This window comes from Herbiconiux liangxiaofengii (assembly GCF_041927335.1).
Classification (GTDB): Bacteria; Actinomycetota; Actinomycetes; order Actinomycetales; family Microbacteriaceae; genus Herbiconiux; species Herbiconiux liangxiaofengii.
In genome coordinates, this window is sequence record NZ_JBHFHD010000016.1 from 62,659 (window position 1) to 85,353 (window position 22,695).

Annotated in this window: 19 protein-coding genes; 8 read left to right on the forward strand and 11 right to left on the reverse strand. The window is 68.5% G+C overall.

Annotation, left to right across the window (positions count from 1 at the left end; genetic code table 11):
- Nucleotides 1-87 precede the first annotated feature (87 nt).
- Nucleotides 88-924 carry an ABC transporter permease gene (locus ACEXOR_RS16530; RefSeq protein ID WP_374850832.1) on the forward strand — a complete coding sequence of 279 codons (837 nt, stop codon included), beginning with the start codon at nt 88-90 and terminating at the stop codon, nt 922-924.
- 26 nt (nt 925-950) lie between these two features.
- Nucleotides 951-1,670 (forward strand): ABC transporter ATP-binding protein, encoded by a 720-nt coding sequence (locus tag ACEXOR_RS16535; protein WP_374850833.1) that lies wholly within the window; start codon nt 951-953, stop codon nt 1,668-1,670.
- Nucleotides 1,671-1,765: 95 nt separating this feature from the next.
- Here the strand turns inward: ACEXOR_RS16535 and ACEXOR_RS16540 are convergent, their stop codons facing one another.
- Nucleotides 1,766-4,351, reverse strand: coding sequence for a glycosyltransferase (locus ACEXOR_RS16540; RefSeq protein WP_374850834.1), 2,586 nt, complete (start codon nt 4,349-4,351; stop codon nt 1,766-1,768).
- Between the two features lie 67 nt (nt 4,352-4,418).
- Here ACEXOR_RS16540 and ACEXOR_RS16545 point away from each other — a divergent pair, with 67 nt between their 5' ends.
- The 3 genes from ACEXOR_RS16545 (at nt 4,419) to ACEXOR_RS16555 (ending at nt 8,189) form a co-directional block, all read left to right on the forward strand.
- Nucleotides 4,419-5,495: a glycosyltransferase gene (locus tag ACEXOR_RS16545; protein WP_374850835.1), complete on the forward strand. Its 1,077-nt coding sequence runs from the start codon at nt 4,419-4,421 to the stop codon at nt 5,493-5,495.
- A 76-nt stretch (nt 5,496-5,571) separates the two neighbouring features.
- Nucleotides 5,572-6,114: a hypothetical protein gene (locus ACEXOR_RS16550; RefSeq protein WP_374850836.1), complete on the forward strand. Its 543-nt coding sequence runs from the start codon at nt 5,572-5,574 to the stop codon at nt 6,112-6,114.
- The gene (locus tag ACEXOR_RS16555; RefSeq protein WP_374850837.1) at nt 6,111-8,189 is read left to right on the forward strand and encodes a hypothetical protein; all 2,079 of its coding nucleotides are present in this window, start codon (nt 6,111-6,113) and stop codon (nt 8,187-8,189) included. The genes ACEXOR_RS16550 and ACEXOR_RS16555 overlap by 4 nt, the downstream gene beginning before the upstream one ends.
- Before the next feature lie 43 nt (nt 8,190-8,232).
- Here the strand turns inward: ACEXOR_RS16555 and ACEXOR_RS16560 are convergent, their stop codons facing one another.
- Complete coding sequence (locus tag ACEXOR_RS16560; RefSeq protein ID WP_374850838.1) at nt 8,233-9,216, reverse strand: glycosyltransferase; 984 nt, start codon at nt 9,214-9,216, stop codon at nt 8,233-8,235.
- Between the two features lie 118 nt (nt 9,217-9,334).
- Here ACEXOR_RS16560 and ACEXOR_RS16565 point away from each other — a divergent pair, with 118 nt between their 5' ends.
- Complete coding sequence (locus tag ACEXOR_RS16565; protein ID WP_374850839.1) at nt 9,335-9,844, forward strand: GtrA family protein; 510 nt, start codon at nt 9,335-9,337, stop codon at nt 9,842-9,844.
- Here ACEXOR_RS16565 and ACEXOR_RS16570 read toward each other — a convergent pair.
- The 5 genes from ACEXOR_RS16570 to ACEXOR_RS16590 form a co-directional block, all read right to left on the reverse strand.
- Nucleotides 9,820-11,778 carry a DUF7657 domain-containing protein gene (locus tag ACEXOR_RS16570; protein ID WP_374850840.1) on the reverse strand — a complete coding sequence of 653 codons (1,959 nt, stop codon included), beginning with the start codon at nt 11,776-11,778 and terminating at the stop codon, nt 9,820-9,822. The genes ACEXOR_RS16565 and ACEXOR_RS16570 overlap by 25 nt on opposite strands.
- Before the next feature lie 118 nt (nt 11,779-11,896).
- Complete coding sequence (locus tag ACEXOR_RS16575) at nt 11,897-13,444, reverse strand: DUF2142 domain-containing protein (RefSeq protein WP_374850841.1); 1,548 nt, start codon at nt 13,442-13,444, stop codon at nt 11,897-11,899.
- Nucleotides 13,445-13,476: 32 nt separating this feature from the next.
- Entirely contained in the window at nt 13,477-13,929 is a 453-nt protein-coding gene (locus ACEXOR_RS16580; RefSeq protein WP_374850842.1) for a DUF2304 domain-containing protein, read from the reverse strand.
- The gene (locus ACEXOR_RS16585; RefSeq protein WP_374850843.1) at nt 13,926-14,675 is read right to left on the reverse strand and encodes a glycosyltransferase family 2 protein; all 750 of its coding nucleotides are present in this window, start codon (nt 14,673-14,675) and stop codon (nt 13,926-13,928) included. Before ACEXOR_RS16585 ends, ACEXOR_RS16580 begins: the two co-directional genes overlap by 4 nt.
- A 65-nt stretch (nt 14,676-14,740) precedes the next feature.
- A complete protein-coding gene (locus ACEXOR_RS16590) occupies nt 14,741-15,643 on the reverse strand; it encodes a glycosyltransferase (protein ID WP_374850844.1) in 903 nt (300 codons plus the stop codon).
- A gap of 56 nt (nt 15,644-15,699) precedes the next feature.
- On the opposite strand from ACEXOR_RS16590, the gene ACEXOR_RS16595 reads away from it, so the two are divergent.
- Both ACEXOR_RS16595 and ACEXOR_RS16600 read left to right on the forward strand, forming a co-directional pair.
- The gene (locus ACEXOR_RS16595) at nt 15,700-16,977 is read left to right on the forward strand and encodes a lipopolysaccharide biosynthesis protein (RefSeq protein ID WP_374850845.1); all 1,278 of its coding nucleotides are present in this window, start codon (nt 15,700-15,702) and stop codon (nt 16,975-16,977) included.
- Complete coding sequence (locus ACEXOR_RS16600) at nt 16,974-17,723, forward strand: glycosyltransferase (protein WP_374850846.1); 750 nt, start codon at nt 16,974-16,976, stop codon at nt 17,721-17,723. The genes ACEXOR_RS16595 and ACEXOR_RS16600 overlap by 4 nt, the downstream gene beginning before the upstream one ends.
- Here the strand turns inward: ACEXOR_RS16600 and ACEXOR_RS16605 are convergent.
- The 4 genes from ACEXOR_RS16605 to ACEXOR_RS16620 form a co-directional block, all read right to left on the reverse strand.
- On the reverse strand, nt 17,720-18,601 hold the full coding sequence (locus ACEXOR_RS16605; RefSeq protein ID WP_374850847.1) for a glycosyltransferase: 882 nt from the start codon (nt 18,599-18,601) through the stop codon (nt 17,720-17,722). The two genes, ACEXOR_RS16600 and ACEXOR_RS16605, sit on opposite strands and share 4 nt — an antisense overlap.
- On the reverse strand, nt 18,598-19,926 hold the full coding sequence (locus tag ACEXOR_RS16610) for an O-antigen ligase family protein (protein ID WP_374850848.1): 1,329 nt from the start codon (nt 19,924-19,926) through the stop codon (nt 18,598-18,600). The genes ACEXOR_RS16605 and ACEXOR_RS16610 overlap by 4 nt, the downstream gene beginning before the upstream one ends.
- A complete protein-coding gene (locus ACEXOR_RS16615; RefSeq protein WP_374850849.1) occupies nt 19,923-21,284 on the reverse strand; it encodes an O-antigen ligase family protein in 1,362 nt (453 codons plus the stop codon). The genes ACEXOR_RS16610 and ACEXOR_RS16615 overlap by 4 nt, the downstream gene beginning before the upstream one ends.
- A 75-nt stretch (nt 21,285-21,359) precedes the next feature.
- Entirely contained in the window at nt 21,360-22,538 is a 1,179-nt protein-coding gene (locus ACEXOR_RS16620) for an acyl-CoA dehydrogenase family protein (protein WP_374850850.1), read from the reverse strand.
- Nucleotides 22,539-22,695 lie beyond the last annotated feature (157 nt).

A 22,695-nucleotide genomic window follows, 5' to 3' on the forward strand; every position in this document is an offset into this window, starting at 1 on the left:
ATCCACGCGTTCGGCTATCAGTCAGGGAAGGGGACTCTAAGCTAGATTGGTCTGCGGTCATCCGAGCCGCAATCACAGCGAGGGAACATGAACTATCTGAAGGAAGTCTTCCAGTCACGGGAGCTTCTGGCCAATCTCACGCTGCGCGAGATCCGTGGGCAGTACAAGCGCACGGTCTTCGGCCAGCTCTGGTCATTGGCCAACCCCCTGGCGGCGATGGTGGTCTACACCTTCGTGTTCGCCCTCATCTTCCGCGCGAAGCCGGATGTCGGTGACCCGAGTGGGCTCGACGTCTTCGCCCTGTGGCTGCTCTGCGGTCTGCTTCCGTGGACGTTCTTCGCCAATGTGGTCAACACCGGCATGGGATCGCTCCTGGTCAATGCCGGACTGGTTCAGAAGGTGTACTTCACGCGGATCGTCCTGCCGGTCTCGGCCGTGGGATCGATCGGGTTCAACTGGCTCTTCGAGATGGCGGTCCTCTTGATCGCCCTCTCGATCGCCGGAGCCTTCGTGCTCCCGTGGATTCCGATGATGCTCGTGACCATGGTGCTTCTGGCCATCTTCGCCACCGGCGTCGCGCTGATGCTGGCCGTGGCGAACGTGCACTTCCGGGATACCCAGTACTTCATGGGCATCCTGCTGCAGATCTGGATGTACCTGACCCCCATCGTCTACCCGATCAACCTGATCATCGAACGCTCCAACGAGGTCGGTGGTCTGTTCGGGTCGAACATCCAGATCGTCCAGCTGTACCGGATCAACCCGATGGAACGTTTCGTCGAGGTGTTCCGGTCGCTGCTCTATGACAACCGCTGGCCCGAACTGAACGACTTCGCCTACTGCGTGATCTGGGCCTTCGTGTCCCTCGTCATCGGCGTCATCATCTTCCGGCGAAATGAGAAAGGTCTGGCCGAGGCCCTATGAGCAACTCCGCTGTCACAGTCGATGATGTGAGCAAACGCTTCCGTATGTATAAGGAGCGCAACCAGACCCTCAAGGCGGCCGTCATGCGCGGCCGTCGCTCCGTGCACGAGGAGTTCTGGGCGCTTCGCGACGTCTCGTTCGACGTGCCGCAGGGATCGACGTTCGGTCTGATCGGCAGCAACGGTTCCGGCAAGTCGACCCTGCTGAAGTGCTTGGCCAAGATCTACTACCCCGAGAAGGGCAGCATCAGCGCCAACGGCAAGGTCGCGGCGCTCCTGGAAGTGGGCTCGGGTTTCCATCCCGAGCTCTCCGGCCGGGAGAACATCTTCCTGAACGGGTCCATTCTGGGCATGTCCAAGAAGGAGGTGGCGGCCCGCTTCGACGAGATCGTCGACTTCTCCGGAGTCGAGCAGTTCATCGATCAGCCGGTGAAGAACTACTCCTCCGGTATGTACGTGCGTCTGGGCTTCTCGGTGGCGATCAACGTCAACCCCGACATCCTGGTCGTCGACGAGGTGCTCTCGGTCGGTGACGCGGAGTTCCAGGAGAAGTGCCGCCAGAAGTTCAAGGACTTCAAGGCCGTCGGCAAGACGGTCATCCTGGTGAGCCACTCCATGGGAACCGTCAAGGACATGTGCGACCAGGTGGCCTGGCTCCGGCACGGTGAACTCGTCGAGACCGGCGAGGCGAAGACCGTCATCAACGCCTACCTCGATTCTCTCCCCGGGCGCGAACACCAGGGCTAGCCCTCGAGCCCTGGTCTCCCGTACAACGAGAACGGCCCGCTCCCGCCTTTCGGCGGAGCGGGCCGTTCTCGTGTTCGAGAGGGCGTCGCGGCCCGTCAGTCCTCCAGCTCGCGCTGCGAGCGCTCGCGCGTGGACATGCGGTTCTTCACCTTCTGGCGCAGCATGTCGACTCCGCCCTCGGCGATGTAGAAACGGGCCAGCGCGATGTCGCGCGTGACGCCGTGGCGCGAGGTGGCGATCGCGTGCAGGCGTTCCTCAGGGGTCTGACGGCGCTTCTGCTTCTTCGACGAGCCCGAGTGACCGTGTCCGTGATCCCGATCGCGGTTGTTCGCGTTCAGGAGCATCTGACGATCCGCAGCCGGCTGAGGATCGCGGCAGAACTCCACCAGGGGGCGGAGCGCGTTGTCCCAGCGGAACTGCTCGCGCACCACGTCGATGGCGGCCCGCGACGAGGCGGCGTACTCGTCGTCGTAGAGGACGAGTTCCAGAGCGTCGGCCAAGGCGTCGACGTCGCGCTCGGGCACGCTCACGCCCATCCCGGCGGCCCCCACGATGTCACCGAAGCTGTCACCCTCGGTCGTCACGATCGGCAGACGTGCCCACATGTAGTCGAGGATGCGGGTGCGGAAGGAGAAGGTCGTCTCGATGTGGTCGTAGTGGGTGCTCACGCCCGCATCGGCCTCGAGGAGGTAGTTCTGACGGTCGTCCAGCGCCACCCAGTTCTCGTTGAAGAAGACGTTCTTGCCAGACACTCCGAGGGAGGAGGCGAGCTCGCGGGTCTTCGCGACGATCGCCATCTCGGGCACGTCGGGGTTCGGATGCGCGACACCGAGGAAGAACAGACGGACGTTCTCGCGTCGCTCCGCCAGCTTGGCGATCGCGCGGACGAGGGTGAACGTGTCGAACCAGTTGTAGATGCCCCCGCCCCAGATGACGACCTTGTCGTCTTCGGAGATGCCGGGGACGACGCCGCGGATGGCTGCACGGGTGTGCTCAGGGTCTTGCGCATCCATGCCGAAGGGCACGATCGAGATCAGGGAGTCGAGGTTGGAGTCGGCCATGTAGGTGAAGGCGTTCACGCGGCCCAGACCGGCCAGCTGGCCCAGCCAGAACATCCGCTGGCGCTCGGAGGCGCAGAGGAAGTAGTCGCAGCGCGCGAGCTGCTGGTTGAGCACCTCCGTCGCTCCGGCGACCTGGGCGTTCCACTGTGCGGTGCCGAACTCTCGACCCTGCTCGAGCTGCTCCAGGTGCATCGGGTCGTACAGGTCGGCCACCATGATCTTGTCGCTGGCCTGCAGCGTCGTGAAGTGGTGCAGGGCGTGGCCCTGGAAGATGATGACGTCGGCCCACTCCTCGTGCACCCGCATCTCGCGCTCGTTCTGCAGGCGCACCCGGGAGACCTCGAAGTCGTTCGACGACCGGGAGGCGACGTTCCAGGTGACGAGGCGCACGTCGTTCTCCTTGGAGAGCGCCTCGCTGATCTTCCAGGCGCGCATCGCTGGTCCGGCCATCTTGCGGCCGATCGAGTCGCCCGTGATCACGAGGATGCGGCGACGGATCGTGCTGGTGCGGATGCCGAACGTGTCGACGATGCCCGCATAACCCTCGAGGAAGTAGGGGTCGTGGAAGAGCGGCTCGACGAGGTTGCCGAACAGCCGCATCAGGTCGTCGTCGGTGCGGGCTCGCCGGTTCTGGATCTCCGAGCGGGCTTCGTCGAGGGCGGGCAGCTCGCTGACGAACTGGTCCAGGGCGAACAGCCCCGCGAGGGTGTCCTTCGCGACCGGTGTCGTCGGGTCGAACTCGTCGGAGGCCCCGGTGAACCGACGGATGTCGAACGACTCGGGGTCGAGGCCGCTCTTGGCGACCGCGCGGCGCCCGAGCAGGGCGAGGGCAGCGGGCAGGAAGCGCGCGAGGTTCTCGTCGGACAGGTTCTTGTACAGCACGAACAACGCGTTCCGCTCGAGCAGGTACATCTCGCGGTACTCGCCGAAGCTCTTCATGGAACCGTGATGCTTGTGATAGACGACCGAATCGGGGGCGAAGCGCACCCGGTAGCCCAGCACGTTCAGACGCCAGCCGAGGTCGACGTCGTCGTAGAACATGAACAGGCGCTCATCGAAGCCACCCACCTCGGTGAAGACGGAGGCGCGGACGAACAGGGCGGACCCGGTACCGAAGAGGATGTCCTTCGGCTCGCTGAACCGGCCGTCGTCGGGTTCGGCGATGTTGTTCTTGTAGCCCATGCCGAACCAGGTGACGCTGCCGTCGACGAAGTCGATCGTCTTGCCCTCCCAGTCGAGGACCTTGCTGCCGACCGCCGCGACGCTCGGGCTCACGTCGAACTGGCCGATGGCACCCGCGATCCACCCCGGCGCCGGCTTCGCATCGTTGTTCAGGAACGCGAGGTACTCGCCCGAGGCGTTCTTGGCGCCCAGGTTGCTGCCCCCGGTGAAGCCGAGGTTGTCGTCGGAGATGATGATCTTGACGTTCGACTGCTCCCCGAGGGCGCCGGTCAGCCGGTCTGCGCTGTCGTCGCCGGAGCCGTTCTCGACCACCACGATCTCGAGCCGCTCCTTGGGCCAGTCGACCTCGTTCAGGCGGGCGACCGCCTCGAGGGTGTCGTCGGTGCCCCGGAAGTTGACGATAATGACTGAGACGACACCGGGTTGAGACAGCGACACGCGAACTCCAAAGATCAGTGGCCAGAGTTTGGCCAGTCCAGCATAACGAACGAAAACGTGAACCCTCATGAGTACTGAGCCGACAGTGCTGCCGCTCGTGTCGGTCATCGTCGTGAATTGGCGCCAGTCGGAGCTCACCGCACGCAGTGTGAGCTCGCTGGATCACCCGCATCCGGGTCTGGACGTCGAGGTGGTGGTCGTCGACAACGAGTCGACCGAGGAGAGTCTGGCCGCCCTGGAGCAGGGATGTCCCGGAGCGGTCCTGGTGACGGAGCGGGAGAACCGCGGTTTCGCCGGGGGCGTGACGGCCGGACTCCGGGCGGCGCGTGGCGAGATCATCGTGCTGCTGAACAACGACGCGGTGGCGCTGCCGGGTTTCCTCCTCTCCGGGGCGGGTCGTCTTCTCGGCGGCCCCGGCGAACTCGCTGCCGTTGCGGCGCGGGTCGACCTCGAGGGTTCGTTCTCGCCGGTGGCTGACGGTGAACCACCCTCGTCCGAGCAGTTGGACGGGCTCGACGGCACCCGCTGGCGGCCCGACCCCCAGGGGACGGCACTCCTCAACAGCACAGGTGTCGAGCTGGGCCCGGGGGCCAACGGCTTCGACCGCGACTGGCTCCGACCGGTCGAGCGCCTCCGACGCACCGCCGACGACCACCCGTTCGCCGCCAGCGGCGCCGCGGTCTTCCTGCGACGATCGGCCGTCGAGGCCGTCGGCGGATTCGATACCTCCTACTTCATGTACTACGAGGATCTCGATCTGTCGTGGCGGCTGCGACTCTCCGGGTACACGATCGGCTACGAGCCGGCGGCGCGAGTCGTTCATCGGCACGCTGCGAGCTCGTCGCACAGTTCGTCCCTCATCCGGGTGAACAGCGTGCGCAACCGGTGGCTGACCGTGCTGAAGAACGGCTCGGTGCGGCTCGTCCTCTCCGTCACCGCCCGCACGGCGGCCCGCCTGCTGATCGATCTCACCAGGTCGTCGCTGCGCAGGGACGGCGCGTTCATCGCGCCTCGCGAGTGGCGTCGGTTGCTCCGGGATGCGGCACGACTGGCCCCCGGCGCCGTTCGTGCACGCCGGTCCGGCCGGTCGGTGGCAGAGACCCGCCGGGCCCTCGAGCGCAGGTTCATCGGGCGATCCGTGTGACGACGGGGGCAGCCGCAATCCGCAGCCGAGCGGCGATGCGCCACCCTCTGGACCGTCCAGACCATAGGATCCAGACATGGATTCCACACACTCGCTGCGGGCCGGCGTGCTCGTGGTCGGGAGCTCACTGGCGTTGCTCCTGACGGGATGCGTCGCTCCAGAACCGGCTCCGTCCAGCGCGGCATCGACGCCGTCGGTGGTCTCGACCCCGACTCCCAGCGCCTCCTCCGCTCCCGCACCCGGCACGAGTGCGCCGCCGACCGACGAAGCCGAGCCGACGCACAAGCCCGAGCCGTCACCCACTCCGACGAAGAACCCGGATGCGCCGCTCTCGGTCGAGCTGCTCAGCACGAGTTACGACCCGTCGACCGGGAGCGTCTCCGCGGCGGCCATGGTCACCGACCGGGTCTCGAACGAGGGCTCGTGCACGATGACCGTGAGTCAGAACGGGGTGTCCGTGTCCGCCCAGTCGGCGGGTACCGCCGGCCCGAGCATGACCTACTGCGCCGGACTCTCTGCGGTGCTGCCCGCGGGGTCCTCCGGGGTGTGGACCGTGACCATCGACTACGCCGAGGCCTCGATGGCCGGCTCGACCACAGGGACTGTGACCATCTCATGACGCGACGGCGGCCCAACCCGATTCTCGCCTTCCTGCTCGGCGCGCTCGTCGTGGCCTCAGGACTCACCGCTTTCCAGATCGCGGTCGCTCCGGCGCCCTCGGCCCAGGCCATCACCGGGTCCGACTTCCAGCCCGGCAACATCATCAGTGACCAGAAGTTCTTCAACGGTTCCGCGCTCGATGCGAACAGCGTGCAGGCGTTCCTCAACAGCAAGGTCTCCGAGTGCCGCTCGGGGTACACCTGCCTCAAGGACTACCGGCAGACCACCTGGACGCGGGCGGCGGACCCGATGTGCGGCCAGTACTCGGGGGCCGCCAACGAGTCGGCGGCCCAGATCATCACCAAGGTCGGCAACGCCTGCGGCGTGAGCCAGATGGTGCTCCTCGTGCTGCTGCAGAAGGAGCAGTCCCTCGTCACCGACAGCTGGCCCGGCCCCGGGCAGTACGAGTCGGCGACCGGTTTCGCGTGCCCCGACACCGCTCCCTGCGACGCGGAGTACGCGGGCTTCTACAACCAGGTGTACAAGGCCGCCTGGCAGTACAAGCGGTACACGAACCCGGCCGGCACGTCGAACTTCTTCAACTGGTTCCCCGTCGGGTCGTACTCCGCCGTGCGATACCACCCCAACGCCGCCTGCGGTTCCTCGTCTGTGCTCATCCAGAACAAGGCGACTGCGGCGCTGTACTACTACACGCCGTACCAGCCGAACGCCGTGGCTCTGTCGAATCTCTACGGTGGCCAGACCGACGGATGCTCGTCCTACGGCAACCGCAACTTCTGGCGTCTGTACACCGACTGGTTCGGTTCGACCACGGGCGGGGTCGTACCGATCGGTGGGATGAACGTGGTGAACCTGTCGACGGGTGACGTCGAGGTGCAGGGCTGGGCCATCGACCGCGACACCAAGGATGCGGTCGCCATCCACGTGTACATGGACGGTGGCATTCTCGCGACCGGTGTCGCCAATGCCAGCCGGCCCGACGTCGGCGCCGCGTATCCGGGGTTCGGAGACAACCACGGGATCAAGATCAAGGTGTCACCACCGTCCGGATCGCATAACTTCTGCGCCTGGGCCATCAATGACACACCCGGGGCGAACACGCTGCTGGGATGCCAGACCCTGACGGTGACCAATCTGTCGCCGTTCGGCGGCATGAACGCGTTCTCGACCCAGTTCTCCGGCAAGATCACCGTCAACGGCTGGACGATCGACCCGGAGACGAAGGATCCGATCGCCGTGCACGTCTACGTGGACGGTGCACCGGTCGCGGCCATCACCGCGGACGCGAACCGCCCCGACGTCGGTCGCGCCTACCCCTCGGCGGGACCGAGGCACGGCATCGACTACACGTTCGAGGCGAGCCCGGGCTCCCACAACGTCTGCGCCTACGGCATCAACGTGAAGAACGGCACGAACAGCGGCCTCGGCTGCCAGACCGTGTTCGTCGACGACATGTCACCGTTCGGCGGCATGGATGTCACCGTCGACGGCACCGACCTGGTGGTGCGTGGCTGGACGATCGATCCGGAGACCACGTCGGCCATCCCGGTGCACATCTACATGGACGGCCAGGCGGTCGCCGTGACGACCGCGAACGTCGATCGACCAGACGTGGCACGTGCCTTCCCCGGTTACGGCTCCAAGCACGGGATCAACGTGCGGTTCACCCCGAGTGTCGGGACGCATCAGGTGTGCGCCTACGGCATCAACACCGGCCGAGGAACCAACAACCTGCTCGGGTGCCAGACGGTGACCGTGCGCAACGTCTCTCCCATCGGCGGAATTGACGCTCGAGTCGAGGGCGGTCGGATCATCGTGAACGGCTGGACGATCGACCCCGACACGACCGCCCCGCTCGCGGTGCACGTCTACGTCAACGGGGTGGGCGCCGCCATCACCACGGCCGACTTCAGCCGACCGGATGTCGGCCGGGCCTACCCGGACTTCGGGCCGAACCACGGCATCAACGTGTCGACGCCGGCGGTGCGCGGGGCGAACTCGGTCTGCGCCTACGGCATCAACGTCGGCCCCGGCACGAACACGCTCCTCGGCTGCCAGACCGTGACCTACTGACCCTCACCCTGACTGTGCGGCCAGCCGTGGGCGGGTCGCACGGTCAGGGGGACTCGGGTTCTTCCTGCGCGGAGAGGTGCGACAGCGGCCGGCTGAAGTGATCGGGCGCGGAGTAGCTCAGGTACACCAGACGTGCAGACTCGCGCCGGGCGCGGGTGATGCCGTCGAGGATGAACCCGAGCAGCCAGATCAGGAAAGCGATGATCCCGAGCGATGCCGCGAGGAACGCGGTCGGGAAGCGCGGCACGTAGCCGGTCTCCGCGAACTCGGCGATGACGGGCAGTCCCAGCGCGAGTGCGACGAGCATCACGACCAGGCCGATCACCCCGTGGAACAGGAGGGGGCGTTCGTGGCGTGTGAGCTGCGTGATCAGCGAGAGGATCTTGAAACCGTCGCGGTAGGTGTTCAGCTTCGATTCGCTGCCCTCCGGTCGATCGCGGAAGTCGACCTCGTGCTCGATCTGCGGCACCCGCAGACTCATCGAGTGCACGGTGAGCTCCGTCTCGATCTCGAATTCTCGAGACACTGCCGGAAACGACTTGACGAAGCGGCGCGAGAAGATCCGGTACCCGCTGAGCATGTCGGTCACCTGGGAGCCGAACACCCGGCTGACGAGGGAGTTGAACGCCTTGTTGCCGGCAGAGTGCCCGGGGCGGTACGCCGTCTCCGACGTCTGCTTGCGGACGCCGAGCACGTGGTCGTAGGGGCCTGAGAGCAGCTCGGCGATCATCGCCGGCGCGGCGAACGCATCGTAGGTGTCGTCACCGTCGATGAGCAGGTAGATGTCTGCGTCGATGTCGCCGAACGCTCGGCGCACGACGTTGCCTTTGCCCTTGGTGTTCTCGTACCGGACGATCGCTCCCGACTGGAGCGCGATCTCCGCCGTTCGGTCGGTGCTCAGGTTGTCGTAGACGTAGATGACCATTCCGGGCACGGCCGCCTTGAGATCGGCGATGACCTTGGCTATCGCGGCTTCTTCGTTGTGGCAAGGAACGATGGCCGCGATGACGGGGGTGTCAGTTGACACGTGATGTTCTCCGTAGGGTTCGGCGCCGTCGCGTGGAAGAAATGCGATGCGCAGGGACTCGTATAGAGTACTGGACGCGTTCTCGTTCCATCGGATCGCCATGGCGAGAGGATCCACGATGACATCTGAGGGCCTGATGGGTCATCTCAAGCGAGGTGGGGCTTTTCTCGTCGTGGGCGGGGGCGCGTTCGTGGTCGACGCAGTGACGTACAACGTGCTGGTCTTCTGGCCCGGTCCGCTTGCCGACGAGCCCATCTGGGCGAAGATCATCTCGATCGCCATCGCGTCGGTGTTCACCTACGTGGGGAACCGGCTCTGGACGTTCGCCGACCGGAAGTCACGGCTCACGCTGCAGCGTGCCGCCGTCTTCGTGGGGCTCAATCTCGTCGCCATCGCGCTCCAGCTGGGGTGCCTGAGCTTCTCGCGTTACGTTCTCCACCTGAGCGATCCGGTCTCCGACAACGTGTCGGGCACGCTGATCGGCCAGGCCCTCGCCACGGTCTTCCGGTACGTCACCTACGGCCGGTGGGTCTTCCCCGACGATGCCGGGAGCCGCGAAGACGTACCGTCCCCGGGCCCCGACGGCACCGCCCTCCCGAAACGTTACGACGCAGGAACCACGTCGTAGATCCAGAACCGTGACGCGCCCTGCGTCTCGACGGCGACCGTCTTCAGGCACGGCTGATCGATGGCCGTATCGGACAGCACGTGCGTGACCTCCCGCTGCGCGAACGCGCTGCACGAATCGAAACTGACCCTGATCTGATCGCGGATCGGGCTCGTGACGACCGGTTCGCCCTGACCGACGTCCCAGCTGACATTCGCCAACCGATTCCAGACGTCCGGGTACCGACCGGCAGGGTCGATCATCGACCACATCTCCTTCGGCGGATACGTCTGGACGCCGTTGAGCGCTTCCACGCCCGACTCGACGAGGAGGGCGGTGGACTCGTACCCGCCGACGCCGACCCAGACGCCGGGATCAGCGTCGTTCAGGTCGCCGATCTCTTCGCCGACCTTCGTCGAATTCAGGTCGAAGACGCCGGAGTAGAGCGGGTTCACGGAACCGCCGATGAGCAGGGATGCGGCCAGGAACGCCACGGCCGCGAGGAACGGCAACCGCTTCAGCAGGAGGAAGACGCTCGCCAGCACCAGGAGGGCGACGATCCGCCAGGGGCTCGCCGACAGGGTGGCGGGATCGTTCTTGGACAGGATGAACCACGGAACGAGAATGCTCCCCGCCGTTGCACCGAGCGACACCCACACCACCGACCACGGCATGGTCACGTCGCGCTCGTCGAGGCGGCGGATCAGCACGACGACGGCCACGATGGCGAGGATCGCGAACGCCAGCCGCATGCGCGACCCGGGAGAACGGTCGATGAGGATGAGGTGAGCGATCCGGTCCCACCCGGGCACGTACAGGAACGCGAAGATGAGCACGGTCACGGCGACGGTCCCCGCGATCGTCCAATCGACCCGGCGCTTCGTGGTCCAGTCCCGATAGAGCAACCAAGCCAGCGGGACGAAGAGGAAGACCACGAACATCAGCGCCGTGGACGACTCCGATTCGTTCGGGCCGAGCGCACCGACGACACCGTTCTGGAGTGCCCCGTCGAAGGGCGCACCGAACAAGCTGATGGTGGCGTTCAACCCGGCCAGACCCGTGCTCTCGAAGCGCTGTCCCGGATAGACCGTCGAGAACAGTGCGGCGATCGTGTCCTTCCTCGTGAGCAGCCAGAGACCGACGACCGCACCGGCGGCCACGCCGGCAGCGATCAGGGGAATCAGCCGCCGAAGAACCTGCCGCCATCCTGTGCGGTGATTGAGCAGCTCATTGAGCACGCAGCCGATGAAGAACGCGATGAACACCAGGGCCGCCGGGATGATGAAGGGTGCGTAGATGCTCAACACCATCGCCACAGCGACATATCCCGTGAGAGCGGCCCAGCCCACCCTCACCCACCGTCGGTCGTCGCGGAACAGCCAGATCACCGCTGTCATGCCGATGAACGCCCATGCGACCGGGAGAAGCGTCGTGGGCAGGAACCACCACTGCAGGATCGGAGTGAAGAACAGCCCTCCGGTGAGCAGCGCGGCCGTCAGGGGGCGCCGCGGGAGGACGGTGACGATGAACCAGTAGCAACCGGCCGCGAGCAGCAGCGCGGGCAGCCACCACCGGACCGCCATCCCGTTGTCGAGCGGCAGGACGAGGAAGCCCAGTACGTGCGGCCGGAAGATCGAGGACCAGTCCCAGCTGGGCAGGTCGTTCTGCACCGTGGCGTCCATGCCGCCGGGGAGGGTCTCGTTGAGCGTCGGGAAACCCTGCTGGGACTGCGACACGATCCAGCTCGACTGCACGAGCCACTCATCGCTTCGGATCTGCCGCGGCTTACCGGCGATCAAGGCCGGATCGACACCCTCGCCGAAGGTGTTCCAGTGGATTCCGGTCGACGAGCCCGAGATGCCCGACGCCACGAGCACGATGAACGCGACCACGAGCACGGCCGGGAACCAGAAGAACGCCAGACGGTTGGGAAGCCCGTTGGCCAGCGGAACCACGAGACGCAGATAGCCTTCCCGAAGCCGAGCTGCCTGCGTGGAGACCGTTCTGGTCCACCGTTGTTCCGGCATCGAGCCGCCTCTCTCGCGATGGCGTCTCGTCCGACGCCGATCCATGCTAGCGGGCAGGAGCCGTCGCTTTCGCGCATTCGTGGTCTCGCGGCGTCGTGGCGGTCAGCGCGGCGAGCGCCAGGGCGAACAGCGCGAAAAGGATGGTCGTCAGGACGACGCCGGACGGCGGCGCCCACGCATCGGGGCCCAGCATCTGGGCCCATCCGGTGCTGTAGCCCACCGTCATCCGTCGCAGTGTCGTGAGGAAGGCCCAGATGGTGACGAACGCCCAGATGAGGGCGACCACCCAGGGCGCGATGGCGGCGAGCCTTCGATGGCTCCCGATCCACGCCTGGAACCGCTCGGAGCGCGCGATGCCGAAGGCCATGCACACGAGCAGCGCGAGCAGCAGGATGAGTGAGTAGCGGCCCTGCCAGATGAAGCCGCCGCGTGCGACGTAGACCGACTGCACGGCCGGAGGCGCAACGAGGAAGACGACGGCGGTGGCGCCGACGAAGACGAGCGCGCGGCCGCGCACGAACACGACGACGCCGAGAACAAGGAGGCCGAAGAGCAGGTAACAGAGGTAGTACGCCAGGGGGTTGAGTGGGGTGTCGAGCCAGCCGAGCACCCCGACCATCTGCCGCATCCGAAGGTAGAAGTTGCCGAACTCGCCGATGAATGCCGGGAGCGGCGAGAGGCCGACGCCCGGCACATCGGGCACTACTTCCGGCCCGGTGCTGGGCCCGGTGCCCAGCGAATTGCTCGACAGGGTCCACCAGGCGCTGTAGAGCGCAGAGGCCACGATCACTCCCGCACCCACCAGCACGGAGGGCCGTCGGAACAGCGCTACCACCTGGCGGCCGGTGAGCAGCAGGAGGGGCAGCACGAGCAACAGAGCCACCCAGAGCGGGGAGATGCCCCGGGCGTTCGAGACCAGGGCGGCGGCGACCACGGCGATGGCCAGCGCGGGCCCGAACCGTTTCGCCCCGGGGTCGGACGTGATGCTCACCATCGCGACGAACAACGCCAGGCCGCCGGAGAACTCGAGCGCGTTGGGATTCACCGTGCCCATCAGGTAGACGACGATGGGGGTCAGCCCGATGAGCACCCCGAGCGACGGGAGGCGCCTGGTCTGCCATGAGGCGATCAGCCAGAACGCGCTCGCCACGAAGAACGAGCACAGCACCGCACTCACGATGCGCATCGCGTAGATGCCGACGACGTCGGGTGCGATAAGCGACGGCCATCCCACGAGCGCGTAGTAGACCGGGTTGTAGAGACTCGCCGAGGAATGGCTCTCGACCAGGGCCGCCGGATCGCCCTGGAGCGGCGGAGCGCACGATGCGGGAACGTCGGCGAAGAAGGCGAAGCACCCCTGGCTGTACTCGTGGTCGAAAGCCGCCGGAACCTCGAGCACACCGCCCGCTGCGATCATCTCGGTCGGGAGCAGCTGCCCTCGCACCACCGAGGCGGCCTTCACCACGTGAGCCGGCTCGTCGGGTGAGCCGCCGATCGGCGTCGCCAGAGCCCACAACGAACTCAGCGCTGCGATGAGGAACCACGGCAGCAGCAGCGACCTGACGAGCGACGATCGTGCAACCGAACGGGGCAACCCTGACGGGGTGGAGCTATGGAACCGCTGGGTCATTGATTCCTTCGGGCGTCGCGCTTCGCGCCGGCGGTGGCGTCTGCGCTGTTTCGGGCGGAAGCGCTGCCTCGGGCGTGCGGGCCGTCGATCGCCTCGGCGAGCGATCTCTCCAGCTCCCGGATGCGCAGATCCTGCAGGGCGACCGACTCGGCGAGCGTGCGGGTCTCGCTCTCGAGCTCGGTCAGCTCGCCGGAGTGCTGGATGGACACGAGGAACAGCACCGCGATGCTGAGGAAGAAGACCAGGTTCGTCGGCACCGTGACGCCCACCAGGCCCGCGGCCCAGCCGAGCACGTCGGGGAAGACGCCCAGCACGAGCGCCACGATGCCCGCGAACAGCCACCACACGGCATGCCGTTCGCGCAGGTGGTGCCGGCGCAGCGACTCGATCACCACGCCCAGCACGATCAGCGCCGAGACGATGCCGAGGATGTAGCTCGCGACCGTCACGACGCCGCCACGATCGCGGGAGCCGGCTCGGTGAACGTGACCGGAGGGCGGATGAGGGCCACGAACAGCGCCATGCCGGCGCGGCCGAGGTAGACGGCGGCCTTGTACGGGTTGTGCGAGGGCACGCCGCCCGCGCGGGGCCGCATCGCCACCGGCACCTGGCCGACCGTGAGCTTCGCCCGCGAGGCGATCACGAGCGACTCCACGGTGTCGCCGAGGTACTCCGAGGGGTAGTGCTGGGCGAACAGCGCCACCGCCCGGGGCCCGCTGGCGCGGAAGCCCGAGGTGGTGTCGGTGAGCGTGGTCTTGGTGAGACCGCTCAGGATGCCCGAGAGAACCCGCATCGCCCACTGCCGGGGGCCTCGCACCGCGTAGTCGCCCACTCCGGCGAACCGGGCGCCGAGCACGAGGTCGTGGCTGCCGAGCTGCTCCACCAGGGTGGCGATGCCGGCCGGGTCGTGCTGGCCGTCGGAGTCGACCTGCACCACGTTGTCGAAGCCCTTGGCGAGGGCGTACTTGAAGCCGGCCCGCATGGCGCCGCCCACTCCCAGATTGATGGGCAGTTGCAGCACCGTGGCGCCGGCGGCTGCGGCCTCGCGCGCGGTGGAGTCCCGCGATCCGTCGTCGACCACCAGCACGGCGACGCCGGGCACCTTCTCGAAGACCTCGCGCACCACGGCGGCGACGGCCTCCTCCTCGTTGTACGCAGGCATGACGATCAGCGTGCGTTCGAGGGCGGTCGGCATGGCCCCCATCATAGCGCCGGGGCCTGCCCGAACCCGGGAGCGGGCGGGGGAGCGGCCGGGGGCCCTCAGCCCCTCAGGCGCGCCTCGACGGCGGCCGGGATGCGGCCCGTGCGGCCCGCCCAGCCGTCACGCAGGCCGGCCAGCGCCGCCCGCAACCGGCGACCGCGGCCGGGCACGAAGAGCGTCACCACGGCCAGGTGGCGGAGGTCTGCGAGCGTCTCGCGGCCGGCCCGGTAGCCCGCGTAGCGGTGGCGCCGGCGGTTCAGCAGCACCCGGTTGCGCAGCAGGTAGTAGTAGCGGAACGGGGCGCTGTGGGTGAGGCTGAGCGGCCGTCCGAGCACGGTGACCTCGTGGCCGCTGCCCAGGCTGTGCCCGAGCTCGGTTCCTCTGGCGTGCACCACCGCGAGGCCGGCTCCGGCGGCGCGCAGCGCGAAGTCGGTGTCGACGCCGTCGATGAACAGCTCCTCGGCGAAGCCGCCGATGCGGTCGAGCGTGTCGAAGGGCACCAGCAGGCCCGACTGGATGGGGGTGCGGCCCACGAGGATGCCGCGCTGGGAGCGCACCGTCAGGTCGGGCAGTCCTGCCACGCGTTCCGGGGCGGCGAGACCGGCGGGGATGCCGGCTCCGCGGGCGGCGTCGCGGGTGGACAGCAGGGCTCCGACGAGACCGTCCTCGACCGAGGAATCCTGATCGAAGGTGACCACGTGACGGGCGCCCTCGACGGCGCGGGCGGCGGCGATGCCGGTGTTGAGGGCCGCCGCGATGCCGCGGTTGGAGCCGTGCCGAACCACCGTGGCGCCCGCCTCCTCGGCGTCGGCCAGGGCCTGGCGCGTCTCGCCCGCGCCCGCCGGACTGCCGTCGTCGACCACGATCACCCGGCCCACCTGAGGGGTGAGGCTCCGCACCAGGTCGACCAGCCGGGGGCCGGGGGAGTAGGCGGTGATGACGGCCACGACGACCTCAGGCACTGGGCTCCGTTCCGCTCCCGGGGGTCCGCCGGACGCGACTACTATGCTTGCACGCTATGACCGACCAGGCCCGAGCCACCATCGGCCGGCGCTCGTTCGTGGGCGTCGGGGTGGCCTCGCTCATCTCGGCGGGCGTTGGTTTCGCGGTCATCCTGATCGTGCCGAACGTGCTCGACAAGGCGGCCACGGGAGTCTTCCTGGCGTTCTGGTCGTTCTTGTTCGCGTGGTTCGGCATCCTGGGCGGCCTGTCGTCGGAGACCACCCGCGCGGTGCACGCGAGCGACCGTATCGTGGCCGCCGAGAGCGAGCGCCGTGAGCCCCGGATGCTCGCCGTCGGCCTGGTGCTCGGCGTCGCGGTGGGCGTGCTGCTGTGGGCCACGAGCCTGTGGTGGGCCCCGATCGTGTTCCTCAGTCCCGACAACGCGTGGCTGGCGGCGCCGCTCAGCTGTTCGGTGGCACTGTTCTCCGGACACGCGACCATCGTGGGCATCCTCGGCGGACGGCTCGAATGGGGAACCTTCGCGCGCCTCGTCATCGGCGACTCGGTCCTGCGATTCGTGCTCGTCGGGGGCGCCGCCCTCGTGGCCGCCACGGTGGCCGGTTTCGCAGTCGCCGCCAGCATCGCCTCGGTGACCTGGTTGATCGGGTTGCTGTTCTCGCCCACCCTGCGCCGGGCGGCCCGTGCCCGCAGCGACGTGGGGCTCGGTGATTTCCTGAGGCGGGTGGGTCACGCCTGCCTCGCGTCGGGATCCAGCGCCGTGCTCGTGGTCGGGTTCCCTGTCATCCTCACGATCACCTCGACGCGGGCCGAGTACATCGCCGCCGCTCCTCTGCTGGTGGCGGTCACGTTCACCCGCGCGCCGCTCCTCATCCCGTTGAACGCCTACCAGGGCGTGGCGATCGCGCACTTCGTGAACAACCGCTCGGCGGGGCTGAAGACGTTGTTCCCGATCGCCCGGCTGATCGCCCTGATCGCGGTGGTGGGGGCCGTGCTCGGCTATCTTCTCGGCCCCTGGCTGATCCTGCTGGTGTACCCGCCCGACTACGTCGTGAGCGGCTGGGCGATCGGCGGGCTCGTGCTCGCGGCCGCCATGCTGGCGCTGCTCACGCTCACGGGCGCGCTCTGCCTCGCGTTGGAGAAGCACCGCTCGTTCTCGCTCGGATGGCTGGCGGCAACGGCGCTCGCCGTCGTCATCCTGCTGCTGCCCTTCGAGGGCGAGGCCGGTACGGAGCTGCGGACGGTTCTGGCCCTCGGGCTCGGGCCGCTCGCGGGGCTCGCCATCCACCTCGTCACCCTGCGCCGCGCAGGCCGGCAGGCCGGAGTCGAGGCATGACCGGCCGCGACATCCGGGCCAGCGTCTGCATGGCCACCTACAAGGGTTCGGCCTACGTCGCCGAGCAGATCGAGTCGATCGTGGCGCAACTGGGGCCCGACGACGAGCTGGTGATCGTCGACGACAGCTCGCCCGACGACACGGCCGCGGTGATCGTGCAGACCGTCGCCCGCCTGAACGAGTCGCGGGTGTTCCTCACCTCCACGAACGAGAACGTCGGCTACGTGCGGGCCTTCGAGACCGCGATCCGCCGGGCCCGCGGGCGGTTCGTCTTCCTCTCCGACCAGGACGACGTGTGGACCCCGGGCCGCCACGAGGCGATGATCGCCGGGCTCGACGACGCGCTCGTGGTGGCCGGGAACCACTCCATCCTCGGCCAGGCCGGCAAGCGCCTCTGGTACCCGCCCCTGCGCGCGAGCACCTCCACGCGGCACCTCGCGAACCTGTTCGCGATCATGGTGGGCTACCGACCGTACTTCGGCTGCGCGATGGGGTTCCGCCGCGAGGTCGTCGCCGGCGGCGTGCTGCCGATCCCGGCATTCATCACCGAGTCGCACGACGTGTGGATCGCCATCACGGGCAACGTGCGGGGGAGCATCCGGCACCTGGAGCAGGACGTGGTGGAACGCCGCCTGCACGACTCGAACCAGACCCCGCTCGGCATCCGGGGCCTCGGCACCATCCTGCGCGCCCGGCGCATGCTCGCCCGCGCGGTTCTCGAGGCCTGGCGCCGCTCGCGCGCCTAGCGCAGGAGGTGGCGCAGCAGGGCGCGCCGCCCCGCGGGGTCGTGCGCGCGGAGGGCCGCCGGCAGCTCGCTCACCGCGTTGAGGCGCGAGGTGGCGTGCAGCCGGGCCGCCCGCGCCGCCCTCGGCCAGCCGTGCCGCCGCGCGCGTTCCGCCGCCTCGGCGAACAGGGCCCGCTCCTCGGCGAACTTCGCGCCGTCGGGCCCGGTCACGGCCGAGACGCTCGCGGCGTGCCGGCGGTAGGAGAAGCACACCTCGTCGTCCAGCAGCAGCGAACCGTCGTCGAACACGATGTCCAGCAGCAGCTGCAGGTCCTGCACCACCTCGTAGCCCGGGCGGAACCCGAACCGTCGCAGGTCGTCGGCCCGCCACACCAGCGACGGGAAGTAGGCCCAGTTGCCGGTGAGCAGGCTGGTGGCGAGACGCTCGCCGGTCAGCAGCTCCGGCTTCGCCCCGCGGGGCCGGATGACGCCCTTCACCCGGTCGGCCAGCGGGCGGTGCGGCGCGCCGTCGGCGTCGATCACCTCCACCCCGGGCTGCACGATGGAGGCCTCGGGGTGCGCGGCCACGAGGGCGGCCACCCGGGCGACGTAGCCCGGGTGCATCCGGTCGTCGCAGCCCATCAGCACGGCGCGGTCGTTCTCGATCAGGCCGACGCACTCGCGGAAGTTGCCGCCCACCCCGAGGTTCACCGCGTTGCGGCGGTAGTGCACCCGCGGGTCGTCGATGGCGGCGGCCCAGCGGCCCGGTTCGGGATCGGGGTAGACGTCGTCGACGATCACGAGGCGCCAGTCGGGGTCGGTCTGGGCGAGCACGCTGCCCACCGCCTCGCGGAAGTGGTCGAAGCGGCCCCAGAACGGCATCATGATGTCGAGCGTCACGGCGAGGTCGTCTCCTCTCGAGGGGCGGGCACCGGTTCGTCGGCCCGCCGGAGGTTGCGGCGCCAGCTCAGGTCGCGCGCGGCTTTCACCGAGCAGATCACCAGCAGCAGCCAGCCGTACTCCACCAGCACGGCGCTCTCGGCGGTGCTGGTGACCACGAGCACCACCATCACCAGCGCGATCCAGACGTACACGATGCTCCTGCGCGCCGCCGCCAGCACCCAGGCCCTCCCGAAGGTGAGGGCGACGAGCACCACGAACGCGGCCAGCCCGATCAGCCCGGTCTGGAAGTACACGTCGAAGTAGGCGTTCAGGGCGGAGGTGTGGGCACGGTTGCCGATCACGTCGAGCGCGAAGAACGGCGACACGTTCGAGCGCCAGAACCCGGTCCAGCCCCAGCCCTCGAGGGGGTTGAGGTCGATCAGCCGCCAGAGCTCCCGCCAGATCTCGAGGCGGTAGGTGAACTCGCGCCGGGTGGAGAGGATCTCCAGGATGCGACCGCGCACGAGGAAGCCCACCACGAGCGACAGCAGGCCGAGCGCCAGCAGCACGTAGTGCCAGCCCCGCCGCGTCTCGGGCGCCGCGCGGCGCAGCGCCGCGAGCACCAGCACCGCCACCGCCGTCACCACGGCCACGCCCACCGTGACGGGCGAACCCGAGAACACGATGGCGAGCACGGCGACCGCCACGCCGAAGTACCCGGTGCCGCGCCCCACCGACCGGGTGGCGAGCTCGATCACGAAGGTCACCAGCGCGATCAGTGCCACGAAGCCGAGCATGTTGCGGGTGCCGAGCACACCCTGGATCGGCCCGCCGGCCGCGAGCGAGCCGGTCACCCCGAGAAACCGGATGGGCAGGTCGAGCAGGATGCCCGCCAGCACCTCGATCGCGAGCGACAGCGTCAGCACGAGGCGGAGCACGTCGCCGAGCGCCCGCACGATCTGGATCAGGTCGCGCACCACGGCCACGTAGATGCCCAGGAAGGCATACGCCAGCAGGTACAGCAGCCCAGACACCGTCGACGGCAGATACTTGCTCCACAAGAGCGTCAGCACGCACCAGGCCAGGAAGACCAGCAGCGACACCGGCAGCAGGCCGTGCCAGTCGAGTTGCCGCCATCGCCCGGCGAACGACAGTGCGGCGAACACCACGAGGGTGGCCACGACGGCGACGAGCCCGGGCCAACCCACGGTCGACCTCAGCGCGTGCGAGAGGAACGCGGTGCCGAGGATGGCGACGGTGAGGGCCTTGGCGAACCGCGTCTGGCCGAAGAAGGTGAGCGTCACCGCCACCGGGTGATGCGGATGCCGGGCCTCGGCGGTCATCGCCGCCCGGATCCGGCGGCGGGTACCCGCTCCAGCCGGGGCGGATCGGCGCCGAGGTCCTGGGCCACGGCTCCGAGGTCGAGCTTGGTCTTCACGCCGATCACGATGAGCAGCAGCCAGCCGCCCTCCACCAGCAGCCGGCTCTCCACGACGCTCTGCGCGAGCAGGGCCGTGAGCAGCAGCGCCGGCACCAGGGTGATCGCCACGCGGGGCAGCGGCCGGCCGCGTTCGTCGAGCGGATGGTCGACGGCGAACCACCAGCTGCGGTAGGCGGTCGCCAGCACGAAGGCGGCGAAGACCACGAGCCCCACGATGCCCACCTGCAGCCAGACATCCAGCCACGCGTCATGGGCCTGCAGGTACGTGACGCCCTTGCGCACGGCGAGGTCGTCGAAGGGCTCCACCCAGGGCACCCAGTAGCTCACCCAGCCCCAGCCGAACACGGGCCGTTGGGCGGCGAGCGTCGACACCGCGCTCCAGATGTCGAGCCGACCGGTGAGGTCGTCCGACTTGCCGAAGAGCGACAGGATGGCCGACCAGAACGTGTTCACCAGCACAGCGGCCAGTGCGGTCACGCCCACCACGCCCACGAGCAGCCACACCCGGCGGCCGGGGCCGACCCGGCGGGCGAGCAGCAGCACGCCGAGCATCGCGGCGGTGATCAGCAGGGCGCCGATGGCCGTGGCCGAGCGGGTGAGGCCGAGCACGAGCACGGCGATCACCAGCCAGGCGATGGCCGGCCGGGGCCGCCGCAGTTTCTGCGCCAGCTGCATGCCCACGAGCACGAGGGCCAGAACCGCCACGAAGGCGAGCAGGTTGCGGTTGCCCACGATGCCCTGGATGGGGCCGCCGTGGAAGAGGTCGGCCTGCGACCAGTAGAACGCGTCGGGCACTTTCTGCCCGGAGTAGTCGGTGAAGAAGGGCAGCACCGGGTGCCGCACGAACACCGCCACGATCAGCTCGAACACCAGGGAGAGGCCGAGGATCCAGTTCAGTGCCGTCGCCGCAGCGGCCACGAGCTGGGGCCAGCTGAGCGCCGCCACCAGGAACAGGGCGCCGAGGGTGGTCGCCACCTGAGCGAGGAGACCCAGCACCGTGGCGCCGGGGTAGAACGACCAGGCGAGCGACGCGACGAGCAGGATGCCGAACAGCAGCAGCGTGCGCGGCATCCGGCGCGGGGCCAGCCGTCGCCACAGCCCACGCCGGGTCAGCACCACCGCGGCCGCCGTGGTCAGCACGAGGGCCACCGCGAGGTAGCCCCACCAGCTGATCAGATCGCGCCAGAACTCGCCCGCGAACGCCGTGAAGACGATGAGCACGGCGAGCGACCGCGTGACGGCGTCGGTCGGATATCGCATGGGCAGAAGCCTACTTTCTCGCCCGCCCGGCCGCGTGCCGGTCGGGCGCCCACCGGCCCGACGCTGCCCGCGCCGTCACACGAACGCGGCGAAGCCCGTGAGGCTGCGCCCCACGATGAGCGTGTTCATCTCGCGGGTGCCCTCGTAGGAGTAGAGCGCCTCGGCGTCGGCGAAGTGGCGGGCGACGTCGTACTCCAGCACGATGCCGTTGCCGCCGAGCGCTTCGCGGCACCAGGCGACGGTCTCGCGCATCCGGGCTGTGGTGTACGCCTTCGCCAGGGCCGAGTGCTCGTCGCGCTGCGTGCCGTCGTCGAGCATCTGCGACACCCGCACCACCATCCCGAGGCTCGCCGTGATGTTGCCGATGCTCTTCACGAGCAGATCCTGGATGAGCTGGTGACTCGCGATGGGCTTGCCGAACTGCACGCGCTCCTTCGTGTAGCGAAGCGCCGCCTCGTAGGCGCCGACCGAGTTGCCGACGGCCGCCCAGGCCACCTCGGCGCGGGTGAGTCGCAGCACCTTCGCCGTGTCGCGGAACGAGTTGGCGTTCTGCAGCCGCAGGCTCTCGGGAATCCGCACGTCGTCGAGCGTGATGTCGGCGTTCTGCACGATGCGCAGGCTCTGCTTGCCCTCAATCTTGGTGGCCGTGTAACCGGGGGTGTCGGTGGGCACGATGAAGCCCTTGACCTGGCCGTCGGCCGCATCCTTCGCCCAGATGACGGTGATGTCGCTGAATGTCGCGTTGCCGATCCAGCGCTTGGAGCCGTTCAGCACCCAGTCGTCGCCGTCGCGGGTGGCCACCGTGCGCAGGCCCTGCGCCGAGTCGGAGCCGGAGGTGGGCTCGGTGAGGCCGAAGGCTCCCACCACCTCGCCCGAGGCCATCCTGGGCAGCCACTCGGCGCGCTGCTCGGGCGAGCCGGTGACGCTGATCGATCCCATGGCCAGGCCGTTCTGCACACCCACCAGGGTGGCGACGCTCGCGTCGACGCGAGCGAGCTCGAGCGCCACGAAGCCGCGGAACACGGCCGAGTTCTCGAACGGCTTCGTCTCGTCCCACGCGTAGCTGTACACGCCGTGGGCGGCGAGCCCCTTCACGATCTCGTGCGGGAAGGTCGCGGCCTCCCAGTGCCCGTTCACGATCGGCTTCACCTCTGACTCGAGGTACCCGCGCAGGGCGCCGAGCGCCTCCTGCTCCTCGGGGCTGAGAAGGTTCGCGTAGGCGTAGAGGTCGCTGGCGAGTGGCTCGAAGGTCATCTGTGCTCCGTTGCGTGCGTGATGGTGGTTCCTGCGCCGGGCCACGCTCCGTCTCGCGCTCCCGCGCGGCGGGCGTCACTCCGACGGGCCGAGCCTATTCGGGCGTGCTCGGGCCGTGGCGGGCGCTTGGTAGTTTTGTCTAAAGGGCCCGTTGGCC